This is a genomic window from Cellulomonas sp. P4_H12, assembly GCF_056400905.1.
The window spans coordinates 1-25,962 of sequence record NZ_JBFUKJ010000041.1; the positions used below are offsets into that span (position 1 = coordinate 1).

At 73.5% G+C, this 25,962-nt stretch carries 22 protein-coding genes; 19 read left to right on the forward strand and 3 right to left on the reverse strand.

Annotated features, from left to right (window positions below; all coding sequences use genetic code 11):
- Nucleotides 1-253 precede the first annotated feature (253 nt).
- From rpmI to AC1DQC_RS18215, 7 genes are all read left to right on the forward strand, one after another.
- On the forward strand, nucleotides 254-448 hold the full coding sequence (rpmI, locus tag AC1DQC_RS18185; RefSeq protein WP_370505309.1) for a 50S ribosomal protein L35: 195 nt from the start codon (nucleotides 254-256) through the stop codon (nucleotides 446-448).
- A 63-nt stretch (nucleotides 449-511) separates the two neighbouring features.
- A complete protein-coding gene (gene rplT / locus AC1DQC_RS18190; protein ID WP_055921876.1) occupies nucleotides 512-895 on the forward strand; it encodes a 50S ribosomal protein L20 in 384 nt (127 codons plus the stop codon).
- 127 nt (nucleotides 896-1,022) lie between these two features.
- Nucleotides 1,023-1,847 carry a TrmH family RNA methyltransferase gene (locus AC1DQC_RS18195; RefSeq protein WP_477052640.1) on the forward strand — a complete coding sequence of 275 codons (825 nt, stop codon included), beginning with the start codon at nucleotides 1,023-1,025 and terminating at the stop codon, nucleotides 1,845-1,847.
- Complete coding sequence (gene thpR, locus AC1DQC_RS18200; protein ID WP_477052641.1) at nucleotides 1,844-2,485, forward strand: RNA 2',3'-cyclic phosphodiesterase; 642 nt, start codon at nucleotides 1,844-1,846, stop codon at nucleotides 2,483-2,485. The genes AC1DQC_RS18195 and thpR overlap by 4 nt, the downstream gene beginning before the upstream one ends.
- Before the next feature lie 240 nt (nucleotides 2,486-2,725).
- On the forward strand, nucleotides 2,726-3,769 hold the full coding sequence (pheS, locus tag AC1DQC_RS18205; RefSeq protein ID WP_477052642.1) for a phenylalanine--tRNA ligase subunit alpha: 1,044 nt from the start codon (nucleotides 2,726-2,728) through the stop codon (nucleotides 3,767-3,769).
- Nucleotides 3,769-6,315, forward strand: a complete 2,547-nt coding sequence (gene pheT / locus AC1DQC_RS18210; RefSeq protein ID WP_477052643.1) for a phenylalanine--tRNA ligase subunit beta — start codon at nucleotides 3,769-3,771, stop codon at nucleotides 6,313-6,315. Before pheS ends, pheT begins: the two co-directional genes overlap by 1 nt.
- Nucleotides 6,316-6,522: 207 nt before the next feature.
- Complete coding sequence (locus AC1DQC_RS18215) at nucleotides 6,523-11,442, forward strand: ExeM/NucH family extracellular endonuclease (protein ID WP_477052659.1); 4,920 nt, start codon at nucleotides 6,523-6,525, stop codon at nucleotides 11,440-11,442.
- A 65-nt stretch (nucleotides 11,443-11,507) separates the two neighbouring features.
- Here AC1DQC_RS18215 and AC1DQC_RS18220 read toward each other — a convergent pair whose 3' ends face one another.
- Genes AC1DQC_RS18220 through AC1DQC_RS18230 form a run of 3 tightly spaced genes read right to left on the reverse strand, consistent with a single transcriptional unit; the run spans nucleotide 11,508 to nucleotide 13,719 of the window.
- Nucleotides 11,508-12,005: a GNAT family N-acetyltransferase gene (locus tag AC1DQC_RS18220; RefSeq protein ID WP_477052644.1), complete on the reverse strand. Its 498-nt coding sequence runs from the start codon at nucleotides 12,003-12,005 to the stop codon at nucleotides 11,508-11,510.
- Nucleotides 11,993-12,739, reverse strand: a complete 747-nt coding sequence (locus tag AC1DQC_RS18225) for a DsbA family oxidoreductase (protein WP_477052645.1) — start codon at nucleotides 12,737-12,739, stop codon at nucleotides 11,993-11,995. The genes AC1DQC_RS18220 and AC1DQC_RS18225 overlap by 13 nt, the downstream gene beginning before the upstream one ends.
- Complete coding sequence (locus AC1DQC_RS18230) at nucleotides 12,736-13,719, reverse strand: quinone oxidoreductase family protein (protein ID WP_477052646.1); 984 nt, start codon at nucleotides 13,717-13,719, stop codon at nucleotides 12,736-12,738. Before AC1DQC_RS18230 ends, AC1DQC_RS18225 begins: the two co-directional genes overlap by 4 nt.
- An 82-nt stretch (nucleotides 13,720-13,801) precedes the next feature.
- On the opposite strand from AC1DQC_RS18230, the gene argC reads away from it, so the two are divergent.
- From argC to tyrS, 12 genes are all read left to right on the forward strand, one after another.
- Nucleotides 13,802-14,866: an N-acetyl-gamma-glutamyl-phosphate reductase gene (gene argC / locus AC1DQC_RS18235; RefSeq protein WP_477052647.1), complete on the forward strand. Its 1,065-nt coding sequence runs from the start codon at nucleotides 13,802-13,804 to the stop codon at nucleotides 14,864-14,866.
- Nucleotides 14,863-16,068 (forward strand): bifunctional glutamate N-acetyltransferase/amino-acid acetyltransferase ArgJ, encoded by a 1,206-nt coding sequence (argJ, locus tag AC1DQC_RS18240; RefSeq protein WP_477052648.1) that lies wholly within the window; start codon nucleotides 14,863-14,865, stop codon nucleotides 16,066-16,068. Before argC ends, argJ begins: the two co-directional genes overlap by 4 nt.
- Nucleotides 16,065-17,039 (forward strand): acetylglutamate kinase, encoded by a 975-nt coding sequence (gene argB, locus AC1DQC_RS18245; RefSeq protein ID WP_477052649.1) that lies wholly within the window; start codon nucleotides 16,065-16,067, stop codon nucleotides 17,037-17,039. Before argJ ends, argB begins: the two co-directional genes overlap by 4 nt.
- Nucleotides 17,036-18,325: an acetylornithine transaminase gene (locus AC1DQC_RS18250; protein ID WP_477052650.1), complete on the forward strand. Its 1,290-nt coding sequence runs from the start codon at nucleotides 17,036-17,038 to the stop codon at nucleotides 18,323-18,325. The genes argB and AC1DQC_RS18250 overlap by 4 nt, the downstream gene beginning before the upstream one ends.
- Nucleotides 18,322-18,447 carry a hypothetical protein gene (locus AC1DQC_RS18255; protein ID WP_477052651.1) on the forward strand — a complete coding sequence of 42 codons (126 nt, stop codon included), beginning with the start codon at nucleotides 18,322-18,324 and terminating at the stop codon, nucleotides 18,445-18,447. The genes AC1DQC_RS18250 and AC1DQC_RS18255 overlap by 4 nt, the downstream gene beginning before the upstream one ends.
- A complete protein-coding gene (argF, locus tag AC1DQC_RS18260; protein WP_477052652.1) occupies nucleotides 18,444-19,376 on the forward strand; it encodes an ornithine carbamoyltransferase in 933 nt (310 codons plus the stop codon). The genes AC1DQC_RS18255 and argF overlap by 4 nt, the downstream gene beginning before the upstream one ends.
- Nucleotides 19,373-19,903 (forward strand): arginine repressor, encoded by a 531-nt coding sequence (locus AC1DQC_RS18265; protein WP_477052653.1) that lies wholly within the window; start codon nucleotides 19,373-19,375, stop codon nucleotides 19,901-19,903. Before argF ends, AC1DQC_RS18265 begins: the two co-directional genes overlap by 4 nt.
- A 48-nt stretch (nucleotides 19,904-19,951) precedes the next feature.
- Nucleotides 19,952-21,190 (forward strand): argininosuccinate synthase, encoded by a 1,239-nt coding sequence (locus AC1DQC_RS18270; RefSeq protein WP_477052654.1) that lies wholly within the window; start codon nucleotides 19,952-19,954, stop codon nucleotides 21,188-21,190.
- A complete protein-coding gene (gene argH, locus AC1DQC_RS18275; protein WP_477052655.1) occupies nucleotides 21,183-22,640 on the forward strand; it encodes an argininosuccinate lyase in 1,458 nt (485 codons plus the stop codon). The genes AC1DQC_RS18270 and argH overlap by 8 nt, the downstream gene beginning before the upstream one ends.
- Entirely contained in the window at nucleotides 22,625-23,242 is a 618-nt protein-coding gene (locus tag AC1DQC_RS18280) for a nucleoside/nucleotide kinase family protein (protein ID WP_477052656.1), read from the forward strand. The genes argH and AC1DQC_RS18280 overlap by 16 nt, the downstream gene beginning before the upstream one ends.
- The gene (locus tag AC1DQC_RS18285) at nucleotides 23,239-23,940 is read left to right on the forward strand and encodes a DNA-3-methyladenine glycosylase (RefSeq protein ID WP_477052657.1); all 702 of its coding nucleotides are present in this window, start codon (nucleotides 23,239-23,241) and stop codon (nucleotides 23,938-23,940) included. Before AC1DQC_RS18280 ends, AC1DQC_RS18285 begins: the two co-directional genes overlap by 4 nt.
- Nucleotides 23,941-24,016: 76 nt before the next feature.
- Nucleotides 24,017-25,279, forward strand: a complete 1,263-nt coding sequence (tyrS, locus tag AC1DQC_RS18290) for a tyrosine--tRNA ligase (protein WP_477052658.1) — start codon at nucleotides 24,017-24,019, stop codon at nucleotides 25,277-25,279.
- Nucleotides 25,280-25,962 lie beyond the last annotated feature (683 nt).

Here is a 25,962-nt window from a genome sequence, read left to right on the forward strand (position 1 = left end):
ACGCCCGCTGCGCCCGTCGCAGCAGCACGCCCGCTGCGCCCGTCGCAGCAGCGCCGAAGCCCGCCACCCCCAAGCCGACCGGCACCCCGCGGCCCACGCCGCGGCCGGGCCCGGCGAAGGCACAGACCAGCACGACGGCCTCGGAAGAGGCCAGCTGAACCAGCACGAACGGACGGCCCGGCCCACCGGTCGGACCGCACCAGACGAGTCGTACGAACCCGTGCGATGTGAACGACAAGGAGACACGGCAGCCATGCCGAAGAACAAGACGCACTCCGGTGCCAAGAAGCGCTTCCGGGTCACCGGGACCGGCAAGGTCATGCGCGAGCAGGCCGGCGGTCGCCACCTGCTCGAGCACAAGTCGAGCCGTCGCACGCGCCGCATCGCCGGCGACGTCGTCGTCTCCGCCGCAGACGCCCCGAAGATCAAGAAGCTGCTCGGTAAGTGATCCCGGGGGCGCCCTGGCGCCCCGGTCACTCGGCCCGAGCCTGAGACAAGCAAGGAGCATCACGTGGCACGCGTGAAGCGGGCGGTCAACGCCCAGAAGAAGCGCCGTACAACCCTCGAGCGCGCTGCGGGCTACCGCGGTCAGCGGTCGCGCCTGTACCGGAAGGCGAAGGAGCAGGTCACCCACTCCCTCGTCTACGCGTACCGCGACCGCAAGGTGCGCAAGCAGGACTTCCGCAAGCTGTGGATCCAGCGCATCAACGCTGCGTCCCGCGAGCAGGGCCTGACCTACAACCGCCTGATCCAGGGCCTGAAGCTCGCGGGCATCGAGGTGGACCGCCGCGTGCTGGCCGACCTCGCCGTCAACGACGCCGCGACGTTCAACACGCTCGTGGCCGCCGCCAAGGCAGCCCTGCCCGAGGACGTCAACGCGCCGAAGGCTGCGTGACCCTCGTCTGCTGAGCCCGACCGCCCGCCCCGCCGCCGCGGGGCCGGGCGGCGGCTCGAAGCACCCGGAGCCCCCGGAGTCCACGGACTCGCCGGGGGCTTCGTCGTCCCCCGGGCATGATGTCCCCGTGGCCGACGAGATCCTGACCAACCCCCGCGCCGAGCGCGTCAAGGCCGTGCGCGCGCTGGCCGGACGCGCCGTGCGCCAGCGCGCGGGGCGGTTCGTCGTCGAGGGCCCGCAGTCGGTCCGCGAGGCCGTGCTCGCAGCGGACGTGCAGGACGTGTACCTCACCGCCGCCTCGGCGCAGCGCTACGCCGAGATCGTCGACGCCGCGCGCGAGCGCCACGTCCGGGTGCACGTCGGGACGGCCGAGGTGCTCGCCGCGATGAGCCCGGACGCCCAGGAGGTCGTCGCGGTGGCCGCCCTCACGACCCACACCCTCGGGTCGGTGCTGGCCGGCCCGCCGCGGCTCGTGGCCGTCCTGGCCCATGTGCGGGACCCCGGGAACGCGGGCACCGTGATCCGCGCCGCGGACGCCGTAGGAGCCGACGCGGCCGTGCTCACCGCGCAGAGCGTCGACGTGCACAACCCCAAGGTGGTCCGGTCCACGGCCGGCTCGCTGTTCCACCTGCCCGTGGTCACCGGGGTCGACCTCGCTCCCGCGATCGAGGCGTTCCGCGCCGCGGGGCTCGCCGTGCTGGCGGCCGACGGTGCCGGCGTGCACGACCTGGACGACCTGCTCGACGTCGCGGGGAACGCGCCCGACGGGGTGCCCGACCTCGCGCGCCCGACGGCGTGGGTCTTCGGCAACGAGGCGTGGGGCCTGCGCGACGAGGACCGCGCGCTGGCGGACGCGGTGGTCCGGGTGCCCATCCGCGGTCGGGCCGAGTCGCTCAACCTCGCGACGGCCGCGACCGTCTGCCTCTACGCGAGCTCGCGGGCGCAGCGGTGAGGCTCTTCGCCGCCGTCTGGCCCCCCGAGCACGTGCTCGACCACCTCGACCTCGCGCTCGCGTCCGTGCGCGGGGCGCCGTCCGGGCTGTCGTCCGCCGTGCGCTGGTCGGCTCGCCAGACGTGGCACCTCACGGTGGCGTTCTACGGGGACCTCCCGGACGGCGCGGTGCCGGGCCTGGTCGCCGACCTGGCGGAGGCCGCCGCGGCGATCCAGCCGTACCAGCTCGGGCTGCACGGCGCCGGGGTGTTCTCGCACCGCACCCTCTGGGTGGGTGTCGCCGGAGAGCTCGCCGCCCAGCGCGCGCTCGGCCTGGCGTGCGTCGAGGCCGGCGAGGCGGCGGGCGCCGCGGCCGACAATCGCCCGCGGGACCGTCCGCACCTCACGGTCGGTCGGGTGCGTCCGGGGAGCCGACCGCCGCGGCGGCGGTCGTCGCGCCCGGACCGTCCCGGTCAGCGGCCTGATCTGCAAGGACCGGGGGACGAGGACGTCGCCGCGGGGCTCGTCCGGGCGCTCGCGGTGTACGACGGGCCGCGCTGGCAGGTCGACGAGCTGGTGCTCGTGTCGTCGCGTCCCGGTGCCGGGCGCGGCGGCGGCCCGCTCTACGAGCCCGTCGAGCGCTGTGCGCTCGGCCGGTGACGGTGGTCGTGGCAGGATGGCCCGCATGACAGCGCGTGCGCAGGCGGCCGGTGGTCGTCGATTTCCCGGGCCCGTTCCCGGGCAGCGCTGACGCGCACCTGAGCAGGCCGTCCACCGCTGGACAGGCCGCACAGTCCCGGATCGGGCGCCTCTAGACTTGTCCGCTGGTCGGCGCGCCCTCGCGTGCGGGCCTCGGCCGTGCCGTGTGCCGGCCGCCCAAGAACGCACTGGAAGGTCAGGATGTCCGACGACACCGCCCTGTCCCCGCTCGACGCCGTGGGCGTCGAGGCCGCTGTCGAGGCCGCGCTGAAGGCCCTCGCGGCCGCCGACGACCTCGACGCCCTCAAGACCGCACGACTGGAGCACGTGGGGGAGCGCAGCCCGATCGCGCTCGCCAACCGTGCCATCGGCGGCCTCGCTCCCGCCGACAAGGCCGTGGCCGGCAAGCTGCTCGGCCAGGCCAAGGGCCGCCTCGCCACCGCCCTCGCGCAGCGGCAGGCCGAGCTCGAGGCGGAGCGCGACCTGCGCGTGCTCGTCGAGGAGTCCGTCGACGTCACGTTGCCCACCGACCGTCGACCGCGGGGCGCGCGGCACCCGCTGGAGACGCTGTCCGAGCGCATCGCCGACATCTTCGTGTCGATGGGCTGGGAGATCGCCGAGGGCCCCGAGCTCGAGGCCGAGTGGTTCAACTTCGACGCACTCAACTTCGGCGTAGACCACCCGGCGCGGCAGATGCAGGACACGTTCTTCGTCGACAGCCCCGGTCTGGTGCTGCGCACCCACACGTCGCCCGTGCAGGCGCGCACCCTCCTCGAGCGCGAGCTGCCCGTCTACATCGCCTGCCCCGGCAAGGTGTTCCGCACCGACGAGCTCGACGCCACGCACACGCCCGTGTTCCACCAGGTCGAGGGCCTGGCGGTCGACAAGGGCCTCACGATGGCGCACCTGAAGGGGACGCTCGACCACTTCGCGCGCGCGATCTTCGGCCCCGAGGCGCGCACCCGGCTGCGGCCGTCGTTCTTCCCGTTCACCGAGCCCAGCGCGGAGATGGACCTCTGGTTCCCGCAGAAGAAGGGCGGTCCCGGCTGGATCGAGTGGGGTGGCTGCGGGATGGTCAACCCGAACGTGCTGCGCGCGTGCGGCGTCGACCCGGACGTCTACTCGGGCTTCGCGTTCGGCATGGGCATCGAGCGCACCCTGATGCTGCGCCACGGCATCGCTGACATGCACGACATGGTGGAGGGCGACGTCCGCTTCTCCACGCAGTTCGGGACGGAGATCTGATGCCGCGCATCCCCCTGACGTGGCTCGCCGAGCACGTCGAGCTCCCCGTGGGCCTGACCGCCGAGCAGCTCGCGGCGGACCTGGTCCGCGTCGGGCTCGAGGAGGAGGCGATCCACCCCGCCGCCGTGTCCGGTCCGCTCGTCGTCGGCACGGTCGTGGAGCTCACGCCGGAGCCGCAGAAGAACGGCAAGACGATCAACTGGTGCCGCGTCGACGTGGGCCCGGACCACAACGAGCCGGGCGGTGCTCCCCGGGGCATCGTCTGCGGCGCGCACAACTTCACCGTCGGGGACAAGGTGGTGGTCGCGCTGCCCGGCGCCGTGCTCCCTGGGCCGTTCCCCATCGCGTCGCGCAAGACGTACGGGCACGTCTCCGACGGCATGATCTGCTCGGCGCGTGAGCTCGGCCTGGGCGAGGACCACGCCGGGATCATCGTCTTGTCGACGCTCGGGCTCGATCCCGAGGTCGGCACCGACGCGCGCGAGCTGCTGGGCCTCGGCGACGAGGTGCTCGAGATCAACGTGACCCCCGACCGCGGGTACTGCTTCTCGATGCGCGGGGTCGCCCGGGAGTACAGCCTATCGACGGGTGCGGCCTTCACCGACCACGGGCTGCCCACGTCGGACCTCCCGCCGGCGGGCGGGGGCTTCGCCGTCGAGATCGACGACGCCGCTCCGGTGAACGGTCTGCCGGGCGCCGACCGGTTCGTCGCGCAGGTCGTGCGCGGCGTCCGGGCGACCGACCCGTCGCCGGCGTGGATGCAGCGCCGCCTGCAGCAGGCCGGGATGCGGCCGATCGGGCTCGCGGTCGACGTGACCAACTACGTCATGCTCGACCTCGGCCAGCCCCTGCACGCCTACGACCTGACGCACCTGGCCGAGCCGATCGTCGTGCGGCGCGCAGCCCCGGGCGAGAAGATCCGGACGCTCGACGACGTCGAGCGGCTGCTGGACCCCGAGGACCTGCTCATCACCGACAGCCCGGACGGCGCGCGCGGGTCCCGGCCCATCGGGCTCGCGGCCGTCATGGGCGGCGGGGACAGCGAGGTCAGCGCGTCGACCACCGACCTGCTGGTCGAGGCGGCCCACTTCGACCCCATCACGGTCGCGCGCACCGCGCGCCGCCACAAGCTGCCCAGCGAGGCGGCCAAGCGGTTCGAGCGCGGGGTGGACCCCGCGCTGCCGCCGGTGGCGGTCGCGCGCGCGGTGGCGCTCCTCGTGGAGCTCGGCGGCGGCGTCGCCGACCCGACGCTCACCGACGTCGACGAGCGGGTGCCCGCGCCGCCGTTCGACCTCGACCTCGACCTGCCCGCGCGGCTGGTCGGTGTGCCGTACACGCCCGACCAGGTGCGCGAGACGCTCGCGGCGATCGGGTGCCGGATCGCCGACGCCGGCCCCGGCGTGGTGCGCGTGCAGCCCCCGTCGTGGCGGCCGGACCTCGTCGTGGGCGTCGACCTGGTCGAGGAGGTGGCACGGCTGCGCGGGTACGACGAGATCCCGTCGATCGTGCCCGCCGCACCGGCCGGCGCCGGCCTCACGGCCGAGCAGCGGACCCGCCGCTCGGTCGCGCGCGCCCTCGCTGAGTTCGGCCTGGTCGAGGTTCTCAGCTACCCGTTCGTCGGTACCGCTCAGCTCGATGCCCTGGGCCTGCCGGCCGACGACGACCGGCGTCGTGCCGTCCGCCTGGTCAACCCGCTCTCCGACGAGCAGCCGTTCCTGCGCACCAACCTGCTGGTCACGCTGCTGGACACGGCGCGGCGCAACGTCGCCCGCGGGAACGGCGACCTGGCGGTCTTCGAGCTCGGGCTGGTCACCCGGCCGGTCGTCGACGCGCCGGCCGCGCCGCGGCTGCCCGGCGGCGTGCGGCCGTCCGACGACGAGCTGGCGGCGCTGGACGCCGCCGTGCCGCCGCAGCCGCGCCGCGTGGCCGGTGTCATGGCGGGGCAGCGGGAGCCTGYCGGCTGGTGGGGGAGCGGTCGTCGGGCCGACCACACCGACGCGATCGCGGCCGCCCGGCTGGTGGCCGAGGTGGTCGGCGTCGAGCTCGTCGCGACGGCCGACGCCGAGCACCCGCCGTGGCACCCCGGCCGGTGCGCGCGGCTCACCACGGTCGACGGCACGCTCGTCGGCCACGCGGGCGAGCTGCACCCGAACGTCGTGGCGACGCTCGGGCTGCCCGCGCGCGCGTCGGCGTTCGAGCTGGACCTCGACGTGCTGCTCGCGGCGGCGTCGCCCGAGCCGGTGCAGGCGGTGCCGGTGTCGACGTTCCCCGTCGCCAAGGAGGACATCGCCCTCGTGGTCGACGCGTCGGTGCCGGCGGCGGACGTCCTCGACGCGGTGCGGACCGGGGCGGGCGAGGTCCTGGAGGACGCCCGCCTGTTCGACGTCTACACCGGCGCGCAGGTGGGTGACGGTCGCAAGTCGCTCGCGTTCTCGCTGCGCCTGCGGGCCGACGATCGCACGCTGACCGCGCAGGAGGCGGCCGCGGTCCGCGCGGCGGTCGTCGCCGAGGCGCACCGCCGGTTCGGGGCGACGCTGCGCGCCTGACGTGGCCCGACGAAGGCCCCCGCGACCCGCCGGTCGCGGGGGCCTTCGTGCGTCGTAGCGGTCGGGACCGCGGTCATGGGAGGAGTTAACCCAATAGTTACCCGGGAGTAGTTGCGGCAAATCGGGCGATCACGGAGGGTGGTCCCCGGCCGCCACGAGCGGCCGCTGACGTTCCCCGACGAAGGAGAGCTCGACGTGCGCCGTGCCATGAAGTCGTTCAGCGGGGGCGTCGCAGCCCTCGCTCTGGCGTTGACGGGCGGTGTGATGGTGGCGGGCTCGGCCCAGGCCGCCGTCGGCACGACGCCACGGGTCCTGATCAACGAGGTGTACGGGGGCGGCGGCAACAGCGGCGCCACCCTGACCAACGACTTCATCGAGCTGGTGAACGCGAGCACCGCGCCGGTCGACGTCTCGGGCTGGTCCGTGCAGTACGCGTCGGCGGCCGGGTCGTCCTGGGCGACGACCGCGTTGACCGGGGTGATCCAGCCCGGCGCGGCCTACGTCGTCGTCGAGGCCGCGGGCGCGGGCGGCACCACGCCGGTGACCGGGGCGGTGACCGGCACGCTCGCCCTGAGCGGTACGGCGGGCAAGGTCGCGCTCGTCAGCTCCTCCACCGCGCTGTCCTGCACCGGGTCGGCCTGCCCCGCGCTCGACCAGGTGGTCGACTTCGTCGGGTACGGCTCCACGGCCACCGGGTTCGCGGGCAGCGGACCGGCCGTCGGCGCCTCGAACACCCAGGCCGTGACGCGCAACGCGACGTCGGCCAACACGGCGGACAACGCAGCGGACTTCGCCGCGGCCAACCCGACGCCGGGCGTCGTCGGCGGCACCGGACCGGTGACCCCGACGGTCGCGACGATCGCGCAGATCCAGGGCGCGGGCGCGACCTCGCCCCTCGCCGGCGCGACCGTCACCACGGACGGCGTCGTCACGGCCGCCTACCCCACGGGCGGCCTGAACGGCTACGTGATCCAGACCCCGGGACCCGACACGACGCCGGGAGCGTCCGATGCGGTCTTCGTCTTCTCGTCCGCGACCGCAGGGCTGGTGGCCATCGGTGACCACGTGCAGGTCACCGGCGTCGTCTCCGAGTTCAACGGGCTGACCGAGCTCACGGTCGCCGCGGCCGCCGACCTCGTGAAGCTCCCCGCGGCCGCCGCGGTGACGCCGGTCTCGGCCGCGTGGCCCACCACGGACGCCGCCCGCGAGGCGCTCGAGTCGATGCTCTTCCAGCCGACCGGCGACCTGACCATCTCCAACACGTACTCGACGAACCAGTACGGCGAGGTCGGCCTCGCGGCAGGCACCCTCCCGCTGCTCCAGCCCACCGAGGTGGGCCGGCCCGGGTCCGCCGAGGCGCTGGCCGCCGCCGCCGACAACGCCGCGCGCGGTGTCGTGCTCGACGACGGCTCGTCCACCAACTTCCTGTCGGCGGCGAGCTCGGGCCTGACCCCGCCCTACGTGAGCCTGACCAACCCTGTCCGCGTCGGCGCGTCCGCGACGATCACGGCGCCCGTGATCCTCGACTTCCGCAACAACGTGTGGAAGCTCAACCCGACGCAGCCCGGTCCCGCCGCCGTCACGTTCGAGAACGACCGGACGACGGCCCCGGCCGCGGTCGGCGGCGACCTGAAGATCGCGTCGTTCAACGTGCTGAACTACTTCACGACGCTCGGCGCGCAGACCACCGGCTGCACGTCCTACAACGACCGCACCGGCGACCCGGTCACGGTCAACTCCGGCTGCGCGCCCCGCGGGGCGTGGGACCCGGCTGACCTGAAGCGGCAGCAGGACAAGATCGTCGCGGCGATCAACGCGCTCGACGCGGACGTCGTCGGCCTCCTCGAGATCGAGAACTCCGCGACGGTCGACGGCGTGCCGGACGAGGCGCTCGGCACCCTGGTCGACGCGCTCAACACGGCGGCCGGCTCGGACGTCTGGGCATTCGTCCCGTCGTCGTCGGAGCTCCCGCCGGCCGCCGAGATGGACGTCATCACCAACGCGCTGATCTACAAGCCGGCCGCCGTGGAGCGCACCGGCCCGTCGCGCGCGCTCGGCACGCTGAGCGGCGACGACCAGGCGTTCGGCAACGCGCGCGAGCCGATCGGCCAGATCTTCACGCCGGCGGGCGGAGGCGAGCCGTTCTTCGTCRCCGTCAACCACCTCAAGTCCAAGGGCTCGGCGGGTCCGTGGCCGGGCGACGCCGACACCGGCGACGGGCAGGGCGCCTCGAACGAGTCGCGCGTCCGTCAGGCCCAGGCGCTGCGCGACTGGATCCCGACGGTGCAGGGTGACGCGAAGTCCGTCGCGCTCGTCGGCGACTTCAACTCGTACACGCGCGAGGACCCGCTGCAGACGCTGTACGACGCCGGGTACACCGACGCCGCGACGGCGCTCGCGGACGGGCAGTACTCGTACTCGTTCAGCGGCCTGTCCGGCTCGCTGGACCACGTGCTGCTCAACGGCCCCGCGCTCGAGCGGGCGACGGGCGCGGACATCTGGGAGATCAACGCCGAGGAGTCCATCGCGCTCGAGTACGACCGGTACAACTACCACGGCACGCTGTACTACGCGCCCGACGCGTACCGGTCCTCGGACCACGACCCGGTGGTCGTCGGCCTGGTGAACGGCGCCGCCAAGCCGGTGGACCTCACGCTGCTCGACATCAACGACTTCCACGGACGGATCGACGCCAACACGGTGAAGTTCGCGGGCACGGTCGAGCAGGAGAAGGCGGCGGCGATCGCCGCCGGCAACCCGGTCGCGTTCGTCTCCGCGGGCGACAACATCAGCGCCTCGCTGTTCGCGTCGGCGGTCCAGCAGGACCAGCCCACGATCGACGTGCTCAATGCCCTCGAGCTCAACGCGTCCGCCGTGGGCAACCACGAGTTCGACAAGGGCTTCGCGGACCTCACGGACCGCGTGGTCCCCAAGGCGAACTGGGACTACCTCGGCGCGAACGTCTACCTCAAGGGCACGACGACCCCGGCGCTGCCGGAGTACTCGATCCTCGACATGGGCGGCGTCAAGGTCGGCGTCATCGGAGCGGTGACGGGCGAGACCCCGTCGCTGGTCAGCCCCGGCGGCATCACCCAGATCGACATCGGCGACCCGGTCGACGCCGTGAACCGCGTGGCCGCGCAGCTGAGCGACGGCAACGAGGCCAACGGCGAGGCCGACGTCCTCGTGGCCAGCTACCACGAGGGCGCCAGCGAGGGACTGCCCAACGGCACCCTGGAGGACGAGGTCGCCCAGGGCGGCGCGTTCGCCAAGATCGTCGACGAGACCGCGGCCAGCGTGGACGCGATCTTCACCGGGCACACGCACCAGCAGTACGCGTGGTCCGGGCCGGTCCCGGGCGAGCCCGGCAAGACGCGTCCGGTTCTGCAGACCGGCAGCTATGGCGAGTACATCGGCGAGGTCGTGCTGACGTTCGACCCGAGCACCGGCGAGGTCGTCGCGCACACGCAGAAGAACGTGCCTCGCCTCGTCGCACCCGTCGTCGCCGGCAACACCCCGGCCCAGAACGAGGCGGCCTTCGCGGCGGCGCTCGTCGCGAAGTACCCCCGGGTCGCGCAGGTCAACACGATCGTGAACGCGGCGCTCGCCTACGCGAGCACGGTCGGGTCGGTCCCGGTCGGGTCGGTCACGGCCGACATCACCACCGCCTTCACGGGCGGAACCTACGGGCCGTCGGGGTACACGGCCGCGGTGACCGCGCGCGACGACCGCGCGAGCGAGTCGACGCTGGGCGACCTCGTGGCGAACGCGCTGCGGGACACCCTGGCGCCGGAGAACCTCGGCGGCGCGGAGATCGGCGTGGTCAACCCGGGCGGTCTGCGCGCGGAGCTGTACTACGCGCCGGACGGCGTCGTCACCACGGCCGAGGCCAACAGCGTGCTGCCGTTCGTCAACAACCTCTGGACCACGTCGCTCACGGGCGCTCAGTTCAAGGTGATGCTCGAGCAGCAGTGGCAGACGAACGCGGACGGCACCGTCCCGTCCCGGTCGTACCTCCAGCTCGGGCTGTCGGACAACGTGACGTACACGTACGACGCCGCGGCCCCCGCGGGATCGCACATCACGTCCATCACGGTGAACGGCGAGCCGATCGACCCGGCCGCCAGCTACCGCATCGGCACGTTCTCGTTCCTCACCACGGGCGGCGACAACTTCCGCGTCGTGGCGCAGGGGACGGACGCCCGCGACTCGGGCCTCGTCGACCGTGACGGCTGGATCGCCTACCTGCAGGCGCACCCCGGGCTGGCCCCGGACTTCGCCCGCCAGGCGGTCGGCGTGCCGGCGGTCCCGGCGTCCGTCACGGCGGGTGACACGCTCGCGTTCCCGGTCACCAAGCTGGACCTGACGAGCCTCGGCTCGCCGCTCAACACCAGCCTGGACGTGCGGCTCGACGACACGTCGATCGGGACGGCGACCGTCACGGCGGGCAACGCCGACGTGTCGGTGACGATCCCGGCCGGTACCAGCGCCGGCGAGCACACCCTGACGCTGGTGGCGAGCCCGAGCGGCACCACGGTGACGCTCCCGCTGACGGTGGAGGCCGGGGTGCCGTCCTCGACCACCACGCTCACGGCGGCGCCGTCGAGCCAGGTGTACGGCTCGTCGTCGCGGGTGGCGCTCACCGCGACGGTCACGGCCGACGTGCCGGTGACCGGCTCGGTCGAGTTCGTCGCCGGAGAGACGGTCCTCGGTACGGCGCCGCTGGACGGCGGCACGGCCACGCTGCGGCTGGCCTCGTCCACGCCGGCCGGCACCTACGCGGTCGTCGCCCGGTTCGCCGGCGACGCGACGGTCACCGGCTCCGAGTCGGCACCGGTGACGGTGACGGTGAACAAGGTGACGACGACGACCGGCCTGTCGGTCACCCGCGGGTTCCTGTTCGTCCCGTCGTTCGCGATCGCGACGGTCTCGGGCGACAACGGACGGGTGCCGTCCGGCACGGTCGAGATCCGCGAGGGCACCACGGTCGTCAAGCGGCTGAACGTGGTGCTGGGGGTCGCCGTCGGCACCGTGCCGTCGGGCAAGCACACCTACACGGCGACGTTCGTCCCGTCCGACACGGCCAACGTGTCGCCGAGCACGAGCGCGCCGGTCAGCACCCGCTGACCCGTACGCACGAAGGCCCGCGTCCCCTSAGGGGCGCGGGCCTTCGCGCGTAGCCGGCGCGATCGTCAGACGACGGCGCGCGACAGCAGCGCGACGACCACCGCGCCGCCCTTCGTCGCCTGCTCGCCCACGCGTCCGAAGCCCAGCCGCTCGTGGAACGCGAGCGACTGCGGGTTCGGGGGCTCGAGGTTGACCTCGCACGTCACGACGCCGAGGCCGAGCTCGCGGGCCCGGGCGTCGACCGCCTCGTACAGCCCGCGCCCGACCCCGCGACCGTGCGCGGCCGGCGCGACCACGATCCGGTCGACGTAGAGCGAGCCGGGCACGTGCCCCGAGAACCACTGGTAGTTCTCGCTCGCGTAGTCGGCGCCCGGGGCGAGCGCGAGGAGGAACCCGAGGAGCTCCCCGTCGGACTCCGCGACGAGCGCGAGCTCGCACACCGGGACGTGCGCCGTCAGCCCGGCGAGCCCGAGCGCGTTCACGGCCGGCGCGGCGGCGTCGTTGAGGTCGGCCAGCACGGCCAGGTCGGCGTCGACGACCTCGCGCAGCGTCAGATCGCGCACGAGTCGTCGACGCACGCGGCGGCGTCGGGGTCCGCGGCGGCCAGCGTCTGGAGCGGGTTCGCCTCGCGCCAGCCGGCCTCGAGCAGCTGCGTGAAGACCTCCGCGGGCTGCGCCCCCGAGACGGCGACGCGACGGTCGACGACGAAGAACGGCACACCCGTCACTCCGAGCGCGCGCGCCTCGTCCTCGTCGGCACGCACGGCGTCCGCGCCCTCGTCGCTGTCCAGCGCAGCGCGCGCTGCCTCCGCATCGAGCCCGGCGCCGCTGACGATCCGCACGAGGGTCTCGTCGTCGCCCAGGTCCGCACCGTGCTCGAAGTGCGCGGAGAACAACGCCTCGAGCGTCCGCTCGGCCAGGTCGGCGCCGCCCGTGCTGTGGGCGAGGTGGACCAGGCGGTGCGCGGCGAACGTGTTGACCGCGAGGGCCCGGTCGAAGTCATAGGCGAGCCCCTCGCCGGCGGCCACGGCGGTGACCTGGGCAAACATCTGCTTCACGCGGTCGACCGGGATGCCCTTGTGCTCGGCCAGCGCGTCCAGCTCGGGCCGACCGGGGCCGACGGGCGTGGTGGGCGACAGCTCGTACGACCGCCAGGTCACCTCGACGTGGTCGCGGTGGGGGAAGCCGGCGAGCGCGGTCGCGAAGCGCCGCTTGCCGATGAAGCACCACGGGCACGCGATGTCGGACCAGACCTCGACGGTGAGCGTGCGGACGGGGGACAGGACTGAGAGCGTCACGGGAGGAGAAGGACCTTTCCGGTGGTGGACCGCGACTCGAGCGCGCGGTGGGCGTCGGCCGCATCGGCCAGGGGGAACGTGGCGCCGACCCGCACGTCGAGCGCGCCCCCACGGACGGCGTCGAACAGCTCGCGCGCGCGCCACGTCAGCTCGTCGCGGGTCGCCGTGTGGTCGTCGAGCTTGGGGCGGGTGAGGAAGACGGAGCCCGCGGCGTTGAGCCGCTGGGGGTCGAACGGCGGGACGGCGCCCGACGACGCGCCGAAGAGCACGAGCGTGCCGCGTCGGTGCAGCGAGGCCAGCGACGCGTCGAACGTGTCCTTGCCCACCGAGTCGAAGACCGCGTGCACGCCGCGTCCGTCGGTCAGGGCCCGGACCTCGGCCGGCAGGTCACGGGTCAGGTCGTCGAGCTCGCGGTACCGGATGACCTCCGCGGCGCCGGCCTCGCGCGCGAGGCGCTCCTTCTCGGCGCTGCCCACGGTCGCGATGACGCGAGCGCCGCGCTGCGCGGCGAGCTGGGTGAGCAGGAGGCCGACGCCGCCCGCGGCCGCGTGCACGAGGATGTCGTGCCCGTCGTCGACCGGGAACGTCGAGGTGACCAGGTAGTGGGCGGTCATGCCCTGCAGCGGCAGCGCGGCGGCGACCTCGTCGGAGACGCCCTCGGGCACGAGCAGGGCCTGCGACTCACGGACCCTCACCAGCTCGGCGTACGAGCCCGGCGACGCCGACCACGCCACGCGGTCGCCGACGGCGATCTCGGCGACGTCGTCGCCGACGGCGACGACCTCTCCCGCGCCCTCCGAGCCCACCACGTGGGGGAACGGCATCGGGTAGGCCCCGCCACGGCGGTAGGTGTCGATGAAGTTGACCCCGGCGGCGGCGAGGCGGACGAGGACCTCGTCGGCGGCCGGCTCGGGGTCGGGGAGGTCGACGAGCTCGAGGACGTCGGGACCGCCCGGGGCGGAGGCCTGGATAGCGCGCACGTTGGCGGCAACGCGGGGGCCCGACGGCATCTTCCCGGAACGGCGTTCGTATCTTCGTACATCCGCGTGTATGTTCATGCACATGACGTTCACGGTCGCGGTCGCGGGTGCCAGCGGGTACGCCGGCGGCGAGATGCTCCGCGTGCTCCTCGCCCACCCCGAGGCCCGGATCGGGACCCTCACGGCGCACTCCAACGCGGGCACCCTGCTCGGGGCCCACCAGCCGCACCTGCGCTCGCTGGCCGACCGCGTCCTCGAGCCCACCGGCGTCGACGCCCTCGCCGGCCACGACGTCGTCGTGCTCGCGCTCCCGCACGGCGCCAGCGGAGCCATCGCCGCCGAGCTGGCCGCCCGGGGGGACTCGGCCGTCGTCGTCGATCTCGGCGCGGACCACCGGCTGGTCGACGCGGCCGACTGGGAGGCGTTCTACGGCAGCGCGCACGCGGGCACCTGGCCCTACGGGCTGCCGGAGCTGCTGCACCACGGCGAGCGGGTAGCCACAGGGCAGCGGTCCCTGCTCAGCGGCGCACGCCGGATCGCGGTGCCGGGCTGCAACGTGACCGCCGTGTCCCTCGGGCTGCAGCCGGGCGTCGCCGCCGGCCTGATCGAGCCGACGGACCTCGTCGCGGTGCTGGCCAACGGGTACTCGGGCGCGGGCAAGTCGCTCAAACCGCACCTGCTGGCGGGGGAGGCCCTGGGCAACGCGCAGCCGTACGCGGTGGGCGGCACGCACCGGCACATCCCCGAGATCGCGCAGAACCTGCGGTCGGCGGGCGCGGCGGACGTGACGATCTCGTTCACGCCGACGCTGGTGCCCATGAGCCGGGGCATCCTCGCGACCGCGACCGCCCGCCTGGCCGAGGGCGTCGACCCGAGCAGCGTCCGCGCCGCGTGGGAGCAGACCTACGCCGACGAGCCGTTCGTCCACCTGCTGCCCGAGGGGCAGTGGCCGACGACGGCGGCGACGCTGGGCGCCAACACCGCCCTCGTGCAGGTCGCGGTCGACGAGCGCGCCGGCCGCGTCGTCACCGTCACCGCCATCGACAACCTGGTCAAGGGCACCGCGGGAGGCGCCCTGCAGTCCCTCAACCTCGCGCTCGGGCTCCCCGAGACGCTCGGCCTCTCTCTGGACGGAGTCGCACCGTGACCACCGAGACGTTCGCCCTGCCCTCGCCCGGCGTCACCGCGGCGGCGGGGTTCCGCGCGTCCGGCGTCACCGCCGGGCTCAAGGCGTCGGGTCGCCCCGACCTCGCGCTCGTCGTCAACGACGGACCGTCCCAGGCGGCCGCGGCGGTCTTCACGACGAACCGCGTCGTCGGCGCGCCGGTCGTCTGGTCCCGTCAGGTGATCGCGGACGGTGTCGTGAGCGCCGTCGTCCTCAATTCCGGCGGCGCGAACGTGTGCACCGGCCCCGACGGCTTCCAGGACACGCACGCGACGGCCGAGAAGGTCGGCGCCGCCCTGGAGATCTCGGCGGGCGACGTCGTGGTCTGCTCCACCGGCCTGATCGGTGAGCGGCTGCCCATCGACACGCTCCTCGCCGGGGTCGACCTCGCAGTCGAGGCCCTGTCGCCCGACGGCGGCCCGGACGCCGCGGTCGCGATCATGACCACCGACACCGTCCCCAAGACCGCGCACCTGCACATCGACGGCGACCGCGGCGAGTGGACCGTCGGCGGCATGGCCAAGGGCGCGGGCATGCTCGCCCCGGGCCTGGCCACGATGCTCTGCGTCCTCACCACGGACGCCGTCGTGGACGCCGAGACCGCCGCGGCCGCGCTGCGCACCGCGACGTCCCAGACCTTCGACCGCGTGGACTCCGACGGCTGCATGTCGACGTCCGACACGGTGACCCTCCTGGTGTCCGGCGCCAGCCGGTCTGTCCCCGACCCCGCCGGCTTCACCGCGGCGCTGACCCAGGTCTGCGGCGAGCTCGCGAGGGCCCTGGTGGCGGACGCCGAGGGCGCGTCGCACGACATCGCGGTGACCGTCATGGGCGCCGAGACGGAGGAGGCCGCGCTCGCGGTCGCTCGGGCCGTCACCCGGTCCAACCTGTTCAAGGCAGCCATCTTCGGCAACGACCCCAACTGGGGACGCGTGCTCGCGCAGGTCGGCACCGTGCCGGAGAGCATCGCGGCGTTCGACCCGGCCCAGCTCGACGTCTCGATCAACGGCGTCCAGGTCTGCCGGGCAGGCGCCGCGTTCCGGCCGCGCTCCGAGGTCGACCTGGCCGCGCACCGCGAGGTGCACGTGCTCATCGACCTGCACGCGGGCGGCGAGGTGGTCACCGTCTGGACCAACGACCTCACGCACGACTACGTCCTCGAGAACAGCGCGTACTCCACATGACCGACTTCACGTTCAACACCCGCACGGACCTGCGTGCCGACCAGAAGGCGGAGGTCCTCATCGAGGCCCTGCCGTGGCTGCAGAAGTTCGCCGGCGCGCTCGTCGTCGTGAAGTACGGCGGCAACGCCATGATCGACGAGGACCTCAAGCGGGCGTTCGCCGAGGACATGGTGTTCCTGCGGCAGGTCGGCCTCAAGCCCGTGGTCGTGCACGGCGGGGGACCGCAGATCAACGCGATGCTCGACCGGCTCGGCATCGAGTCGGAGTTCCGCGGCGGCCTGCGCGTGACCACGCCCGAGGCCATGGACGTCGTCCGGATGGTGCTCACCGGACAGGTCTCGCGCGAGCTCGTCGGGCTGCTCAACGCCCACGGACCCCACGCGGTCGGGCTCTCGGGCGAGGACGGCGGGCTGTTCCAGGCCCGGCGTCGCAGCGCGGTGGTCGACGGCGAGAGCGTCGACATCGGCCTCGTCGGCGACGTGGTCAAGGTCAACCCGGGCGCCGTGCTGGACCTGCTCGACGCCGGGCGGATCCCCGTGGTCTCCACGGTCGCGCCCGACCTCGACGACCCGACCACGGTGCTCAACGTGAACGCCGACACGGCCGCCGCGGCGCTGGCGGTCGCGCTCGGTGCCCGCAAGCTCATCGTGCTCACCGACGTCGAGGGCCTCTACACGCGCTGGCCGGACAAGGGCTCCCTGGTCCGCCGCCTGAGCGCCAGCGCGCTCGCCGAGATGCTGCCCGGGCTGGACGCCGGCATGCGACCGAAGATGGAGGCCTGCTGGCGTGCCGTCGAGGGCGGCGTCGGCCGTGCCCACGTCATCGACGGGCGCGCCCCCCACTCGATCCTGGTCGAGGTGTTCACCAGCGACGGCATCGGCACCATGGTGCTGCCCGACGAGGAGCCGGCCGACGCGCCGTTCACGGCCCCGATCCCCGTCATCCCCCACGACCCCGAGGTGACCTCATGACCGTCGAGAACGTGCGGGCCCGGCACCGGTCCCCGGAGAGCGCCGACGCGTCGCTCCCGGTGCCCGCCTCCGACGGCTCGGTCGCCCAGTGGACCGACCGCTACACGCACGCCCTGATGGACACGTTCGGTGCGCCGCAGCGCGTGCTGGTCCGCGGCGAGGGCCCCTACGTCTGGGACGCCGACGGCAACCGGTACCTCGACCTCCTCGGCGGCATCGCGGTCAACTCGCTCGGTCACGCGCACCCGACCCTGACCGCGGCGATCAGCGCCCAGCTGGGCACGCTCGGCCACGTCTCCAACTTCTTCGCCAGCCCCACGCAGATCGCGTTCGCCGAGCGGCTGCTCGGCCTCGCGGGCGCCCCCGCGGGCTCGCGCGTGTTCCTGACCAACTCCGGGACCGAGGCCAACGAGGCCGCGTTCAAGCTCGCCCGCCGCAACGGTGGCACGGACCGGCCCCGCATCCTCGCGCTCGAGGGCGCGTTCCACGGCCGGTCGATGGGCGCCCTGGCGCTGACGCACAAGGCTGCGTACCGCGAGCCGTTCGAGCCGCTCCCCGGCGGCGTCGAGTTCGTTCCGTTCGGCGACGCCGACGCGCTGCGGGCCGCGTTCGCCGACGGGGGCGACCGCGTCGCGGCACTCTTCGTCGAGCCGATCCAGGGGGAGGCCGGCGTCCGGCCGCTGCCGCCGGGGTACCTCGAGCTCGCGCGGCGACTCACCACCGAGCACGGTGCCCTGCTCATCCTCGACGAGGTGCAGACCGGCATGGGCCGCACCGGCGCCTGGTTCGCGCACCAGCACCCGCACATCGGCGGCGGCATCCTGCCCGACGCCGTGACCGTGGCGAAGGGGCTCGGCGGCGGGTTCCCCGTCGGGGCGCTGATCGCCTACGGCGACCGGACGGCGACGCTGCTCGGCCGCGGCCAGCACGGCACCACGTTCGGCGGCAACCCGGTGGCTTCCGTCGCGGGCCTGGCCACGATCGCCGTGATCGAGCGCGACGGGCTGCTGACCCACGTCGGCCGGCTCGGAGCGGCCCTGCGCGAGCAGATCGCCGCGCTCGGGCACCCCCTCGTCGGGGAGGTGCGCGGCGAAGGATTTCTCATCGGGATCGAGCTCACGGCACCGGTCGCCGCCGACGTCGCCGAGCGCGCCCTGCAGGCCGGGTTCATCGTCAACCCGTGCACGCCGACGACCATCCGGCTCGCCCCGCCGTTCCTGCTGACGCAGGAGCAGGCCGGCACGTTCGTCGACTTCCTCGCCACCCTCCCGCGGGACCTCGCATGACCCGCCACTTCCTGCGCGACGGCTGTGCTCCCGGCGACCTGGGCGGCGGTGACCTGGCGATCCGCCAGTTCCTGCGCGACGGCTGTGCTCCCGGCGACCTGGGCGGCGGTGACCCGGCATGACCCGGCACTTCCTGCGCGACGACGATCTCACCCCCCGCGAGCAACGCGACGTCCTCGAGCTCGCCCTGGCCTTCCGCGACGACCGGTTCATCCGGACGCCGCTGACGGGCCCGCGCGCGGTCGCGGTGATCTTCGACAAGCCGACGCTGCGCACGCAGGTCTCCTTCACGGCCGGCATCGCGGAGCTCGGCGGCTTCCCGCTGAGCGTCGACGGCAAGCTGGCGCGGATCGGGGAGCGCGAGTCGATCGAGGACACGGCACGCGTGCTCGGCCGGCAGGTCGCGGCGATCGTCTGGCGGACGTTCTCCCAGCACCGGCTCGAGCAGATGGCGGAGCACGCGGGCGTGCCGGTGGTGAACGCGCTGACCGACAGCTTCCACCCGTGCCAGATCCTCGCGGACCTCGCCACGATCGCGCAGCACCGCGGGGGAGTCGGCGGCCTCGCGGGCCGCACGCTCGCCTACGTCGGCGACGGCGCCAACAACATGGCGCACTCGTACCTGCTGGGCGGCGCGACCGCCGGGCTGCACGTGCGCGTCGGCACACCGGAGGGCTACCTCCCGGACGCGGCGATCCTCGCCGACGCCGCGGCCATCGCGGCCACGACGGGCGGGTCGGTCACCGTGGTGCACACGCTCGCCGAGGCCGTGGCCGGGGCGGACGCCGTCGCCACGGACACGTGGGTCTCGATGGGTCAGGAGGCCGAGGCGGCCGATCGGGAGACGCCGTTCGTGCCGTTCCGGGTCGACGCGGCGGCCATGGCCCTCGCGCAGCCGGACGCGCTCGTCCTGCACTGCCTGCCCGCGTACCGCGGCAAGGAGATCACCGCCGAGGTGCTCGACGGACCGCAGTCGGTCGTCTGGGACGAGGCGGAGAACCGCCTGCACGCGCAGAAGGCGCTGCTCAGCTGGCTCGTGGAGTCCGCATGAGCGTCACCGCCCCGCACACCAAGGCCGCGCGGCACGCGCTCGTCACGTCGCTGCTCACCCGCGGCACCGTCCACTCGCAGCAGCAGCTCGCCGAGCTGCTCGCCGCCGAGGGGGTCACGGTCACGCAGGCGACCCTGTCGCGCGACCTGGTCGAGCTGCGCGCCGTGAAGATCCGCACGCCGTCCGGGGCGCTCGCGTACGCGGTGCCCGCCGAGGGCGGTCTGCGGGCCCCGGCGGCGGGACCGGACGACGAGATGCTCGCCGCCCGCCTCGCCCGGCTCTGCGCCGAGCTCCTGGTCACGGCGGAGGCGTCGGGCAACCTGGYCGTSCTGCGCACGCCGCCGGGCGCCGCGCAGTTCCTCGCCTCGGCCATCGACCACTCGATCCTGCCCGCGATCCTCGGCACCATCGCCGGCGACGACACGGTGCTGGTCATCGCCCGCGAGGGCGAGACCGGCTCGGCCCTCGCCGCGCGCTTCCTCGCGCTGGCCACCGACGCGCCGTCGCGCACCCGTCCGTCAGACTGACCGCAGCACCCTCCCCAGCAGCACGCACACATCGAAGAGAGAAGAACAATGACTGAGCGCGTCGTCCTCGCGTACTCCGGCGGCCTCGACACCTCCGTGGGCATCGGCTGGATCGCCGAGGCCACCGGCGCCGAGGTGATCGCCGTGGCGGTCGACGTCGGCCAGGGCGGCGAGGACCTCGAGGTCATCCGCCAGCGCGCGCTCGACTGCGGCGCGGTCGAGGCGTACGTGGCGGACGCGCGCGACGAGTTCGCGACCGAGTACTGCATGCCGGCCCTCAAGGCCAACGCGCTGTACCTCGACCGCTACCCGCTCGTCTCGGCGCTGTCCCGTCCGGTCATCGTCAAGCACCTGGTCCGCGCGGCCCGCCAGTTCGGCGCCACCACGGTCGCGCACGGCTGCACGGGCAAGGGCAACGACCAGGTCCGCTTCGAGGTCGGCATCACGTCGCTGGCGCCCGACCTCACGTGCCTCGCGCCGGTCCGCGACCTCGCGCTGACGCGCGACAAGGCCATCGAGTTCGCGACGCGCAACGCGCTCCCGATCGAGACGACGAAGCACAACCCGTTCTCCATCGACCAGAACGTCTGGGGCCGCGCGGTCGAGACAGGCTTCCTCGAGGACATCTGGAACGGCCCGACCAAGGACGTCTACACCTACACGGACGACCCGACGTTCCCGCCGGTCGCCGACGAGGTCGTCATCACGTTCGAGGCCGGTGTCCCGGTCGCCCTCGACGGCGTCCCGGTGACGCCGCTGCAGGCCATCCAGGAGATGAACCGGCGCGCCGGCGCGCAGGGCATCGGCCGGATCGACATCGTCGAGGACCGGCTGGTCGGCATCAAGTCCCGCGAGGTCTACGAGGCCCCCGGCGCGATCGCCCTCATCGCGGCGCACCAGGAGCTCGAGAACGTCACCGTCGAGCGCGAGCAGGCGCGGTTCAAGCGGGGCGTCGAGCAGCGCTGGACCGAGCTGGTGTACGACGGCCAGTGGTTCTCGCCGCTGAAGAAGTCGCTCGACGTGTTCGTCGACGACACGCAGCGCTACGTGTCGGGCGACGTGCGGATCGTCCTGCACGGCGGTCGCGCGACGGTCACCGGCCGCCGCTCGGACGCCAGCCTGTACGACTTCAACCTCGCGACGTACGACACCGGCGACACGTTCGACCAGGCGGCGGCCAAGGGCTTCATCGAGATCTACGGCCTGTCGTCCAAGCTGGCCGCGGCGCGCGACGTGCGCTTCGGCAACGGCGTGGACCTCGGGTCGCAGGGCGGGATCAGTGGCTGACCAGCTCAGCCCGGCGTCCGGCGGACCGGTGGCACCCGCCGGAAACGTCTCCCTGTGGGGCGGGCGGTTCGCCGGCGGCCCGTCGCAGGCGCTCCAGGCGCTGTCGCAGTCGACCCACTTCGACTGGCGGCTCGCGGGGCACGACATCTCCGGCTCCGTCGCGCACGCCCGCGTGCTGCACGCCGCCGGGCTGCTCACGGACGACGAGCTCGTCGGCATGGTCGATGCGCTCGAGCGCCTGCGCACGGACGTCGCCGCCGGCGACTTCCTGCCGGTGCTCGAGGACGAGGACGTGCACACCGCCCTCGAGCGCGGGCTCATCGAGCGGGCCGGGGCGGACCTCGGCGGCAAGCTCCGCGCCGGCCGGTCCCGCAACGACCAGATCGCCACCCTCGTGCGGATGTACCTGCGCGACGAGGCGCGCACGCTCGCCGGTCTGGTGCTCGACGTCGTCGACGCCCTCGTCGCGCAGGCCACGGCCGCCGGCGACGCGCCGATGCCGGGCCGCACCCACCTGCAGCACGCGCAGCCGGTCCTGCTGGCCCACCACCTGCTGGCCCACGCCTGGCCGCTCATGCGCGACGTCTCCCGCTGGATCGACTGGGACGCGCGCGCCGCCMGGTCGCCGTACGGCTCCGGTGCGCTCGCCGGCTCGTCGCTCGGGCTGGACCCGGCGGCCGTCGCCACCGAGCTGGGGTTCGCCGGTCCGGTGGAGAACTCGATCGACGGGACGGCATCCCGGGACGTCGTCGCCGAGTTCGCGTTCGTCGCCGCGATGCTCGCCGTGGACGTCTCGCGGCTCGCCGAGGAGGTCATCCTCTGGTCCACCAAGGAGTTCGGGTTCGTGCGGCTGCACGACGCCTACTCCACGGGGTCGAGCATCATGCCGCAGAAGAAGAACCCGGACGTCGCCGAGCTCGCGCGCGGCAAGGCCGGGCGCCTGATCGGCGACCTCACCGGCCTCCTCACCACCCTCAAGGGCCTCCCGCTCGCGTACAACCGCGACCTGCAGGAGGACAAGGAGCCGGTCTTCGACCAGGTCGACCAGCTGACGATCCTGCTGCCCGCCTTCGCGGGCATGGTCGAGACGCTCACCTTCGACACCGACCGCATGGCGTCGCTGGCCCCGCAGGGCTTCTCGCTGGCGACGGACATCGCCGAGTGGCTGGTGCGCCAGGGCGTGCCGTTCCGCGTCGCGCACGAGGTCGCGGGCGCGTGCGTCCGCGCGTGCGAGGAGCACGAGCCGGCGATCGAGCTGTGGGACCTGACCGACGACGAGCTCGCGGCGATCTCGCCGCACCTCACGGCGGGCGTGCGCGACGTGCTCACGGTCGAGGGGTCGCTCGCGTCCCGCTCCGCGATCGGCGGCACGGCTCCGTCCGCGGTCGCCGTGCAGCTGCGCGACGCTCGCCGCCGTGCCGAGGACCTCCGGGCGTGGACGACGGCCTGACGTCTGCCGCCGGGTCGGTAGTGGCGGCGGCCCTGGGCAGCGCGCCCCGACTCGGTCCCGTGCGCGTGGTCTGCGTCGACGGGCCGGCAGGCTCCGGCAAGACGACGGCGGCCGCCGCGATCGCCGCGGCCGCGGCTCCCGGATCCGCGGTGCTCCACCTCGACGACCTCTACGAGGGGTGGTCGGGGCTCGAGGGCTCGCTGTGGCCGCGGCTGTCGGCGCAGGTGCTCGAACCGCTGCGCCGCGGCCGGCCGGGCCGCTACCAGCGGTACGACTGGACCGTAGGCGCCTTCGCCGAGTGGGTCGACGTGCCGGTCCCCGGGCTCCTGGTCCTCGAGGGCTGCGGGTCGGCGCGGCGGGCGGCCGACGAGATCGCCGTCGTGCGGGTCTGGGTCGAGGCACCCCCCGAGCTGCGCCTCGAACGTGGCCTGGCCCGCGACGGCGCCGACGCGCGCGAGCACTGGGTCGCGTGGATGGCCGACGAGGCCGCGCACTTCGCCCGTGAGCGCACGCGCGAGCGGTCCGACCTCCGTCTGGACGCGTTCGGCGCGGTGGTATCCGACAGCGTGCGGCCGCAGGCGTACGGCAGGATGGGCGCGTGAGCACGTCGGAACCGCTCGAGACCCCGGACGCCGCTGATCCGCGTGCGCTCGTGGCCGTCCCGGCGCGCGTCTGGTTCAGCCGCGAGGTGAACGCCGTCGCCCGTGACCTGCTCGGCGCCTACCTCACGACCCGGTCGCCCGAGGGCGACGTCACGCTCCGGATCACCGAGGTCGAGGCGTACGGCGGTGCCGACGACCCGGGCTCCCACGCGTACCGCGGCCGCACCTCGCGCAACGCGGTGATGTTCGCGGAGCCGGGCCGGCTGTACGTGTACCGGCACCTGGGCCTGCACCACTGCCTCAACATCGTCACCCAGCCCACCGGCAGCCCGTCGGCAGTGCTCCTGCGCGCCGGCGAGATCGTCGAGGGCACCGCCCTGGCGTGGCAGCGTCGCGAGGCCGTCGGCGTCGTCGACTCCGAGCGCCAGCTCGCGCGCGGCCCGGCACGCCTCGCGGTCGCGCTCGGACTCGACATGCGCGCCAACGGCGCGGACCTCACTGAGCCCGGCGGCGACATCGTGCTGCACCGCCACCAGGTCGTCGCCCAGCCCACCCACAAGAGCGGCCCCCGCGTGGGTGTCTCGGGCGTGGGCGGGGAGGGCACCCGGTTCCCCTGGCGCTACTGGCTCACCGACGAGCGCACGGTCTCCGCGTACCGCCCGGCGTATCGCGCGCCGGCGTCGGTAGACGTCCCGTGAGGGACGACGACGCCGGCCGCACGCCTCCGCCCCCCTTCCTCGCCGCGCGCACGCCGGCCTACTGCCTGGAGACCTCGTGAACCACATCCTCGACGAGCTCGAGTGGCGCGGGCTCATCGCCCAGACCACCGACCTCGACGACCTGCGCACCGCACTGTCCGACGGCCCCGTCTCGCTGTACTGCGGCTTCGACCCGACCGCGCCGAGCCTGCACATCGGCAACCTCGTCCAGATCCTCACCGTCCGGCGCCTGCAGGACGCCGGCCACCGCCCGTTCGGCCTCGTCGGCGGCGCCACGGGTCTCATCGGCGACCCGAAGATGGCGGGGGAGCGCACGCTGAACGACCGGGACGTCGTCTCGGGCTGGGTCGAGCGCATCCGCAAGCAGATCGAGCCGCTGCTCCGCTTCGACGGACCGAACGCCGCCACCATGGTGAACAACCTCGACTGGACGGCACCCCTATCGGCCATCGACTTCCTGCGGGACATCGGCAAGCACTACCGGCTGGGCACGATGCTGGCCAAGGACACGGTGGCGCGCCGCCTGCACAGCGACACGGGCATCAGCTTCACCGAGTTCAGCTACCAGATCCTCCAGGGGATGGACTACCTGGAGCTGTTCCGACGGCACGGGATCACGCTGCAGACCGGCGGCAGCGACCAGTGGGGCAACCTGCTCTCCGGGGTGGAGCTCATCCGCAAGGCCGACGGGGTGTCGGTGCACGCGCTCACCACGCCGCTGATCACCAAGTCGGACGGGACCAAGTTCGGCAAGACCGAGACGGGCACCGTCTGGCTGGACCCGGAGCTCACCAGCCCGTACGCGTTCTTCCAGTTCTGGCTCAACGCCGACGACGCCGACGTGATCCGCTACCTCAAGGTGTTCTCGTTCCGCTCGCGGGAGGAGATCGAGGAGCTTGCCGACGCCGTCGCCGCCCGCCCGGCGGCGCGCGAGGCCCAGCGGGCCCTCGCCTACGAGGTCACGGCGCTCGTGCACGGGTCGCACGCAGCGGACCAGGTGGTCGCCGCCAGCCAGGCGCTGTTCGGCCGCGGGTCGCTTGCCGACCTCGACGCCGCGACGCTGGCGGCGGCCGTCGCCGAGCTGCCGTCGGCGTCGGGCGCAGCCGGCGACGGCATCGCCGACCTGCTGGCGGCCACCGGGGTCGTCACGAGCAAGGGCGCAGCCCGGCGGGCGATCGCCGAGGGCGGTGCCTCCGTCAACAACGTGCGCGTCGCCTCCGAGGACGCCGTCCTCACGCCCGACGACCTCCTGCACGGGCGTTGGGCGGTCCTGCGCCGCGGCAAGCGCACCCTCGCCGTGGTCGACGCGCACGCCTGATCCCGGCATACCGCCCGGCGAACCCCCGCGCCCACCCCGGGCCGCGGGGGTTCGTCGTCGCTCCCGGGCCCGTGACCTGCGGATATGCTCCCAGAGCCGGTCTGGTGACCGGGGTCACCGCGGCGGGATTTGCCACCCGCCGCAACACCCGCGTAATGTTCTCGATGTCGCCCGAGAGGGAGGAACGGACACCGCGGATCGAACCACGGTGGCTGGTCCCTAGGGTGGCCACCCCCGCTCGTGTTGACAGGCGCTTCGTGCGCCCTGAAGCCGGATGGGGACGGGCTCCCGGCCCGCAGCCAGCTCGCCCGAGAGGGTGGCGGGAAGCGGCCGGAAAGCCAGGTAGGATTCAGAACGACAAAGCCTCTCGGATGAGATCGAAAGATCTCGAGGAGATGCGCGTCTGTTCCTTGAGAACTCAACAGTGTGCCAAATAGTCGATGCCATATGGCTCGCTATCATAGGTGGTCATGCCCTGTTCGGGGTGTGGGTGCCGAGGTGGTGGGTCTTGGTTGAGATTGGTGCCGTTTCTTCTACCTCCGTGGAAGGCGGTGCCACAATTCAGCCGAATCTGATTGGTCCTTATCGGGACCGTTTCGTGTGTCGGTTGCTCTGCTGCCTTTGGGTGGTGGGGTGCCATGTAGACATTTACGGAGAGTTTGATTCTGGCTCAGGACGAACGC

Bases quoted from the DNA above. Each gene is read 5' to 3' on its own strand.
- rpmI (WP_370505309.1), top strand. From the start codon at position 254: ATGCCGAAGAACAAGACGCACTCCGGTGCCAAGAAGCGCTTCCGGGTC.
- pheS (WP_477052642.1), top strand. From the start codon at position 2,726: ATGTCCGACGACACCGCCCTGTCCCCGCTCGACGCCGTGGGCGTCGAG.
- argC (WP_477052647.1), top strand. From the start codon at position 13,802: ATGACGTTCACGGTCGCGGTCGCGGGTGCCAGCGGGTACGCCGGCGGC.
- argB (WP_477052649.1), top strand. From the start codon at position 16,065: ATGACCGACTTCACGTTCAACACCCGCACGGACCTGCGTGCCGACCAG.
- AC1DQC_RS18250 (WP_477052650.1), top strand. From the start codon at position 17,036: ATGACCGTCGAGAACGTGCGGGCCCGGCACCGGTCCCCGGAGAGCGCC.
- AC1DQC_RS18255 (WP_477052651.1), top strand. From the start codon at position 18,322: ATGACCCGCCACTTCCTGCGCGACGGCTGTGCTCCCGGCGACCTGGGC.
- argF (WP_477052652.1), top strand. From the start codon at position 18,444: ATGACCCGGCACTTCCTGCGCGACGACGATCTCACCCCCCGCGAGCAA.
- AC1DQC_RS18270 (WP_477052654.1), top strand. From the start codon at position 19,952: ATGACTGAGCGCGTCGTCCTCGCGTACTCCGGCGGCCTCGACACCTCC.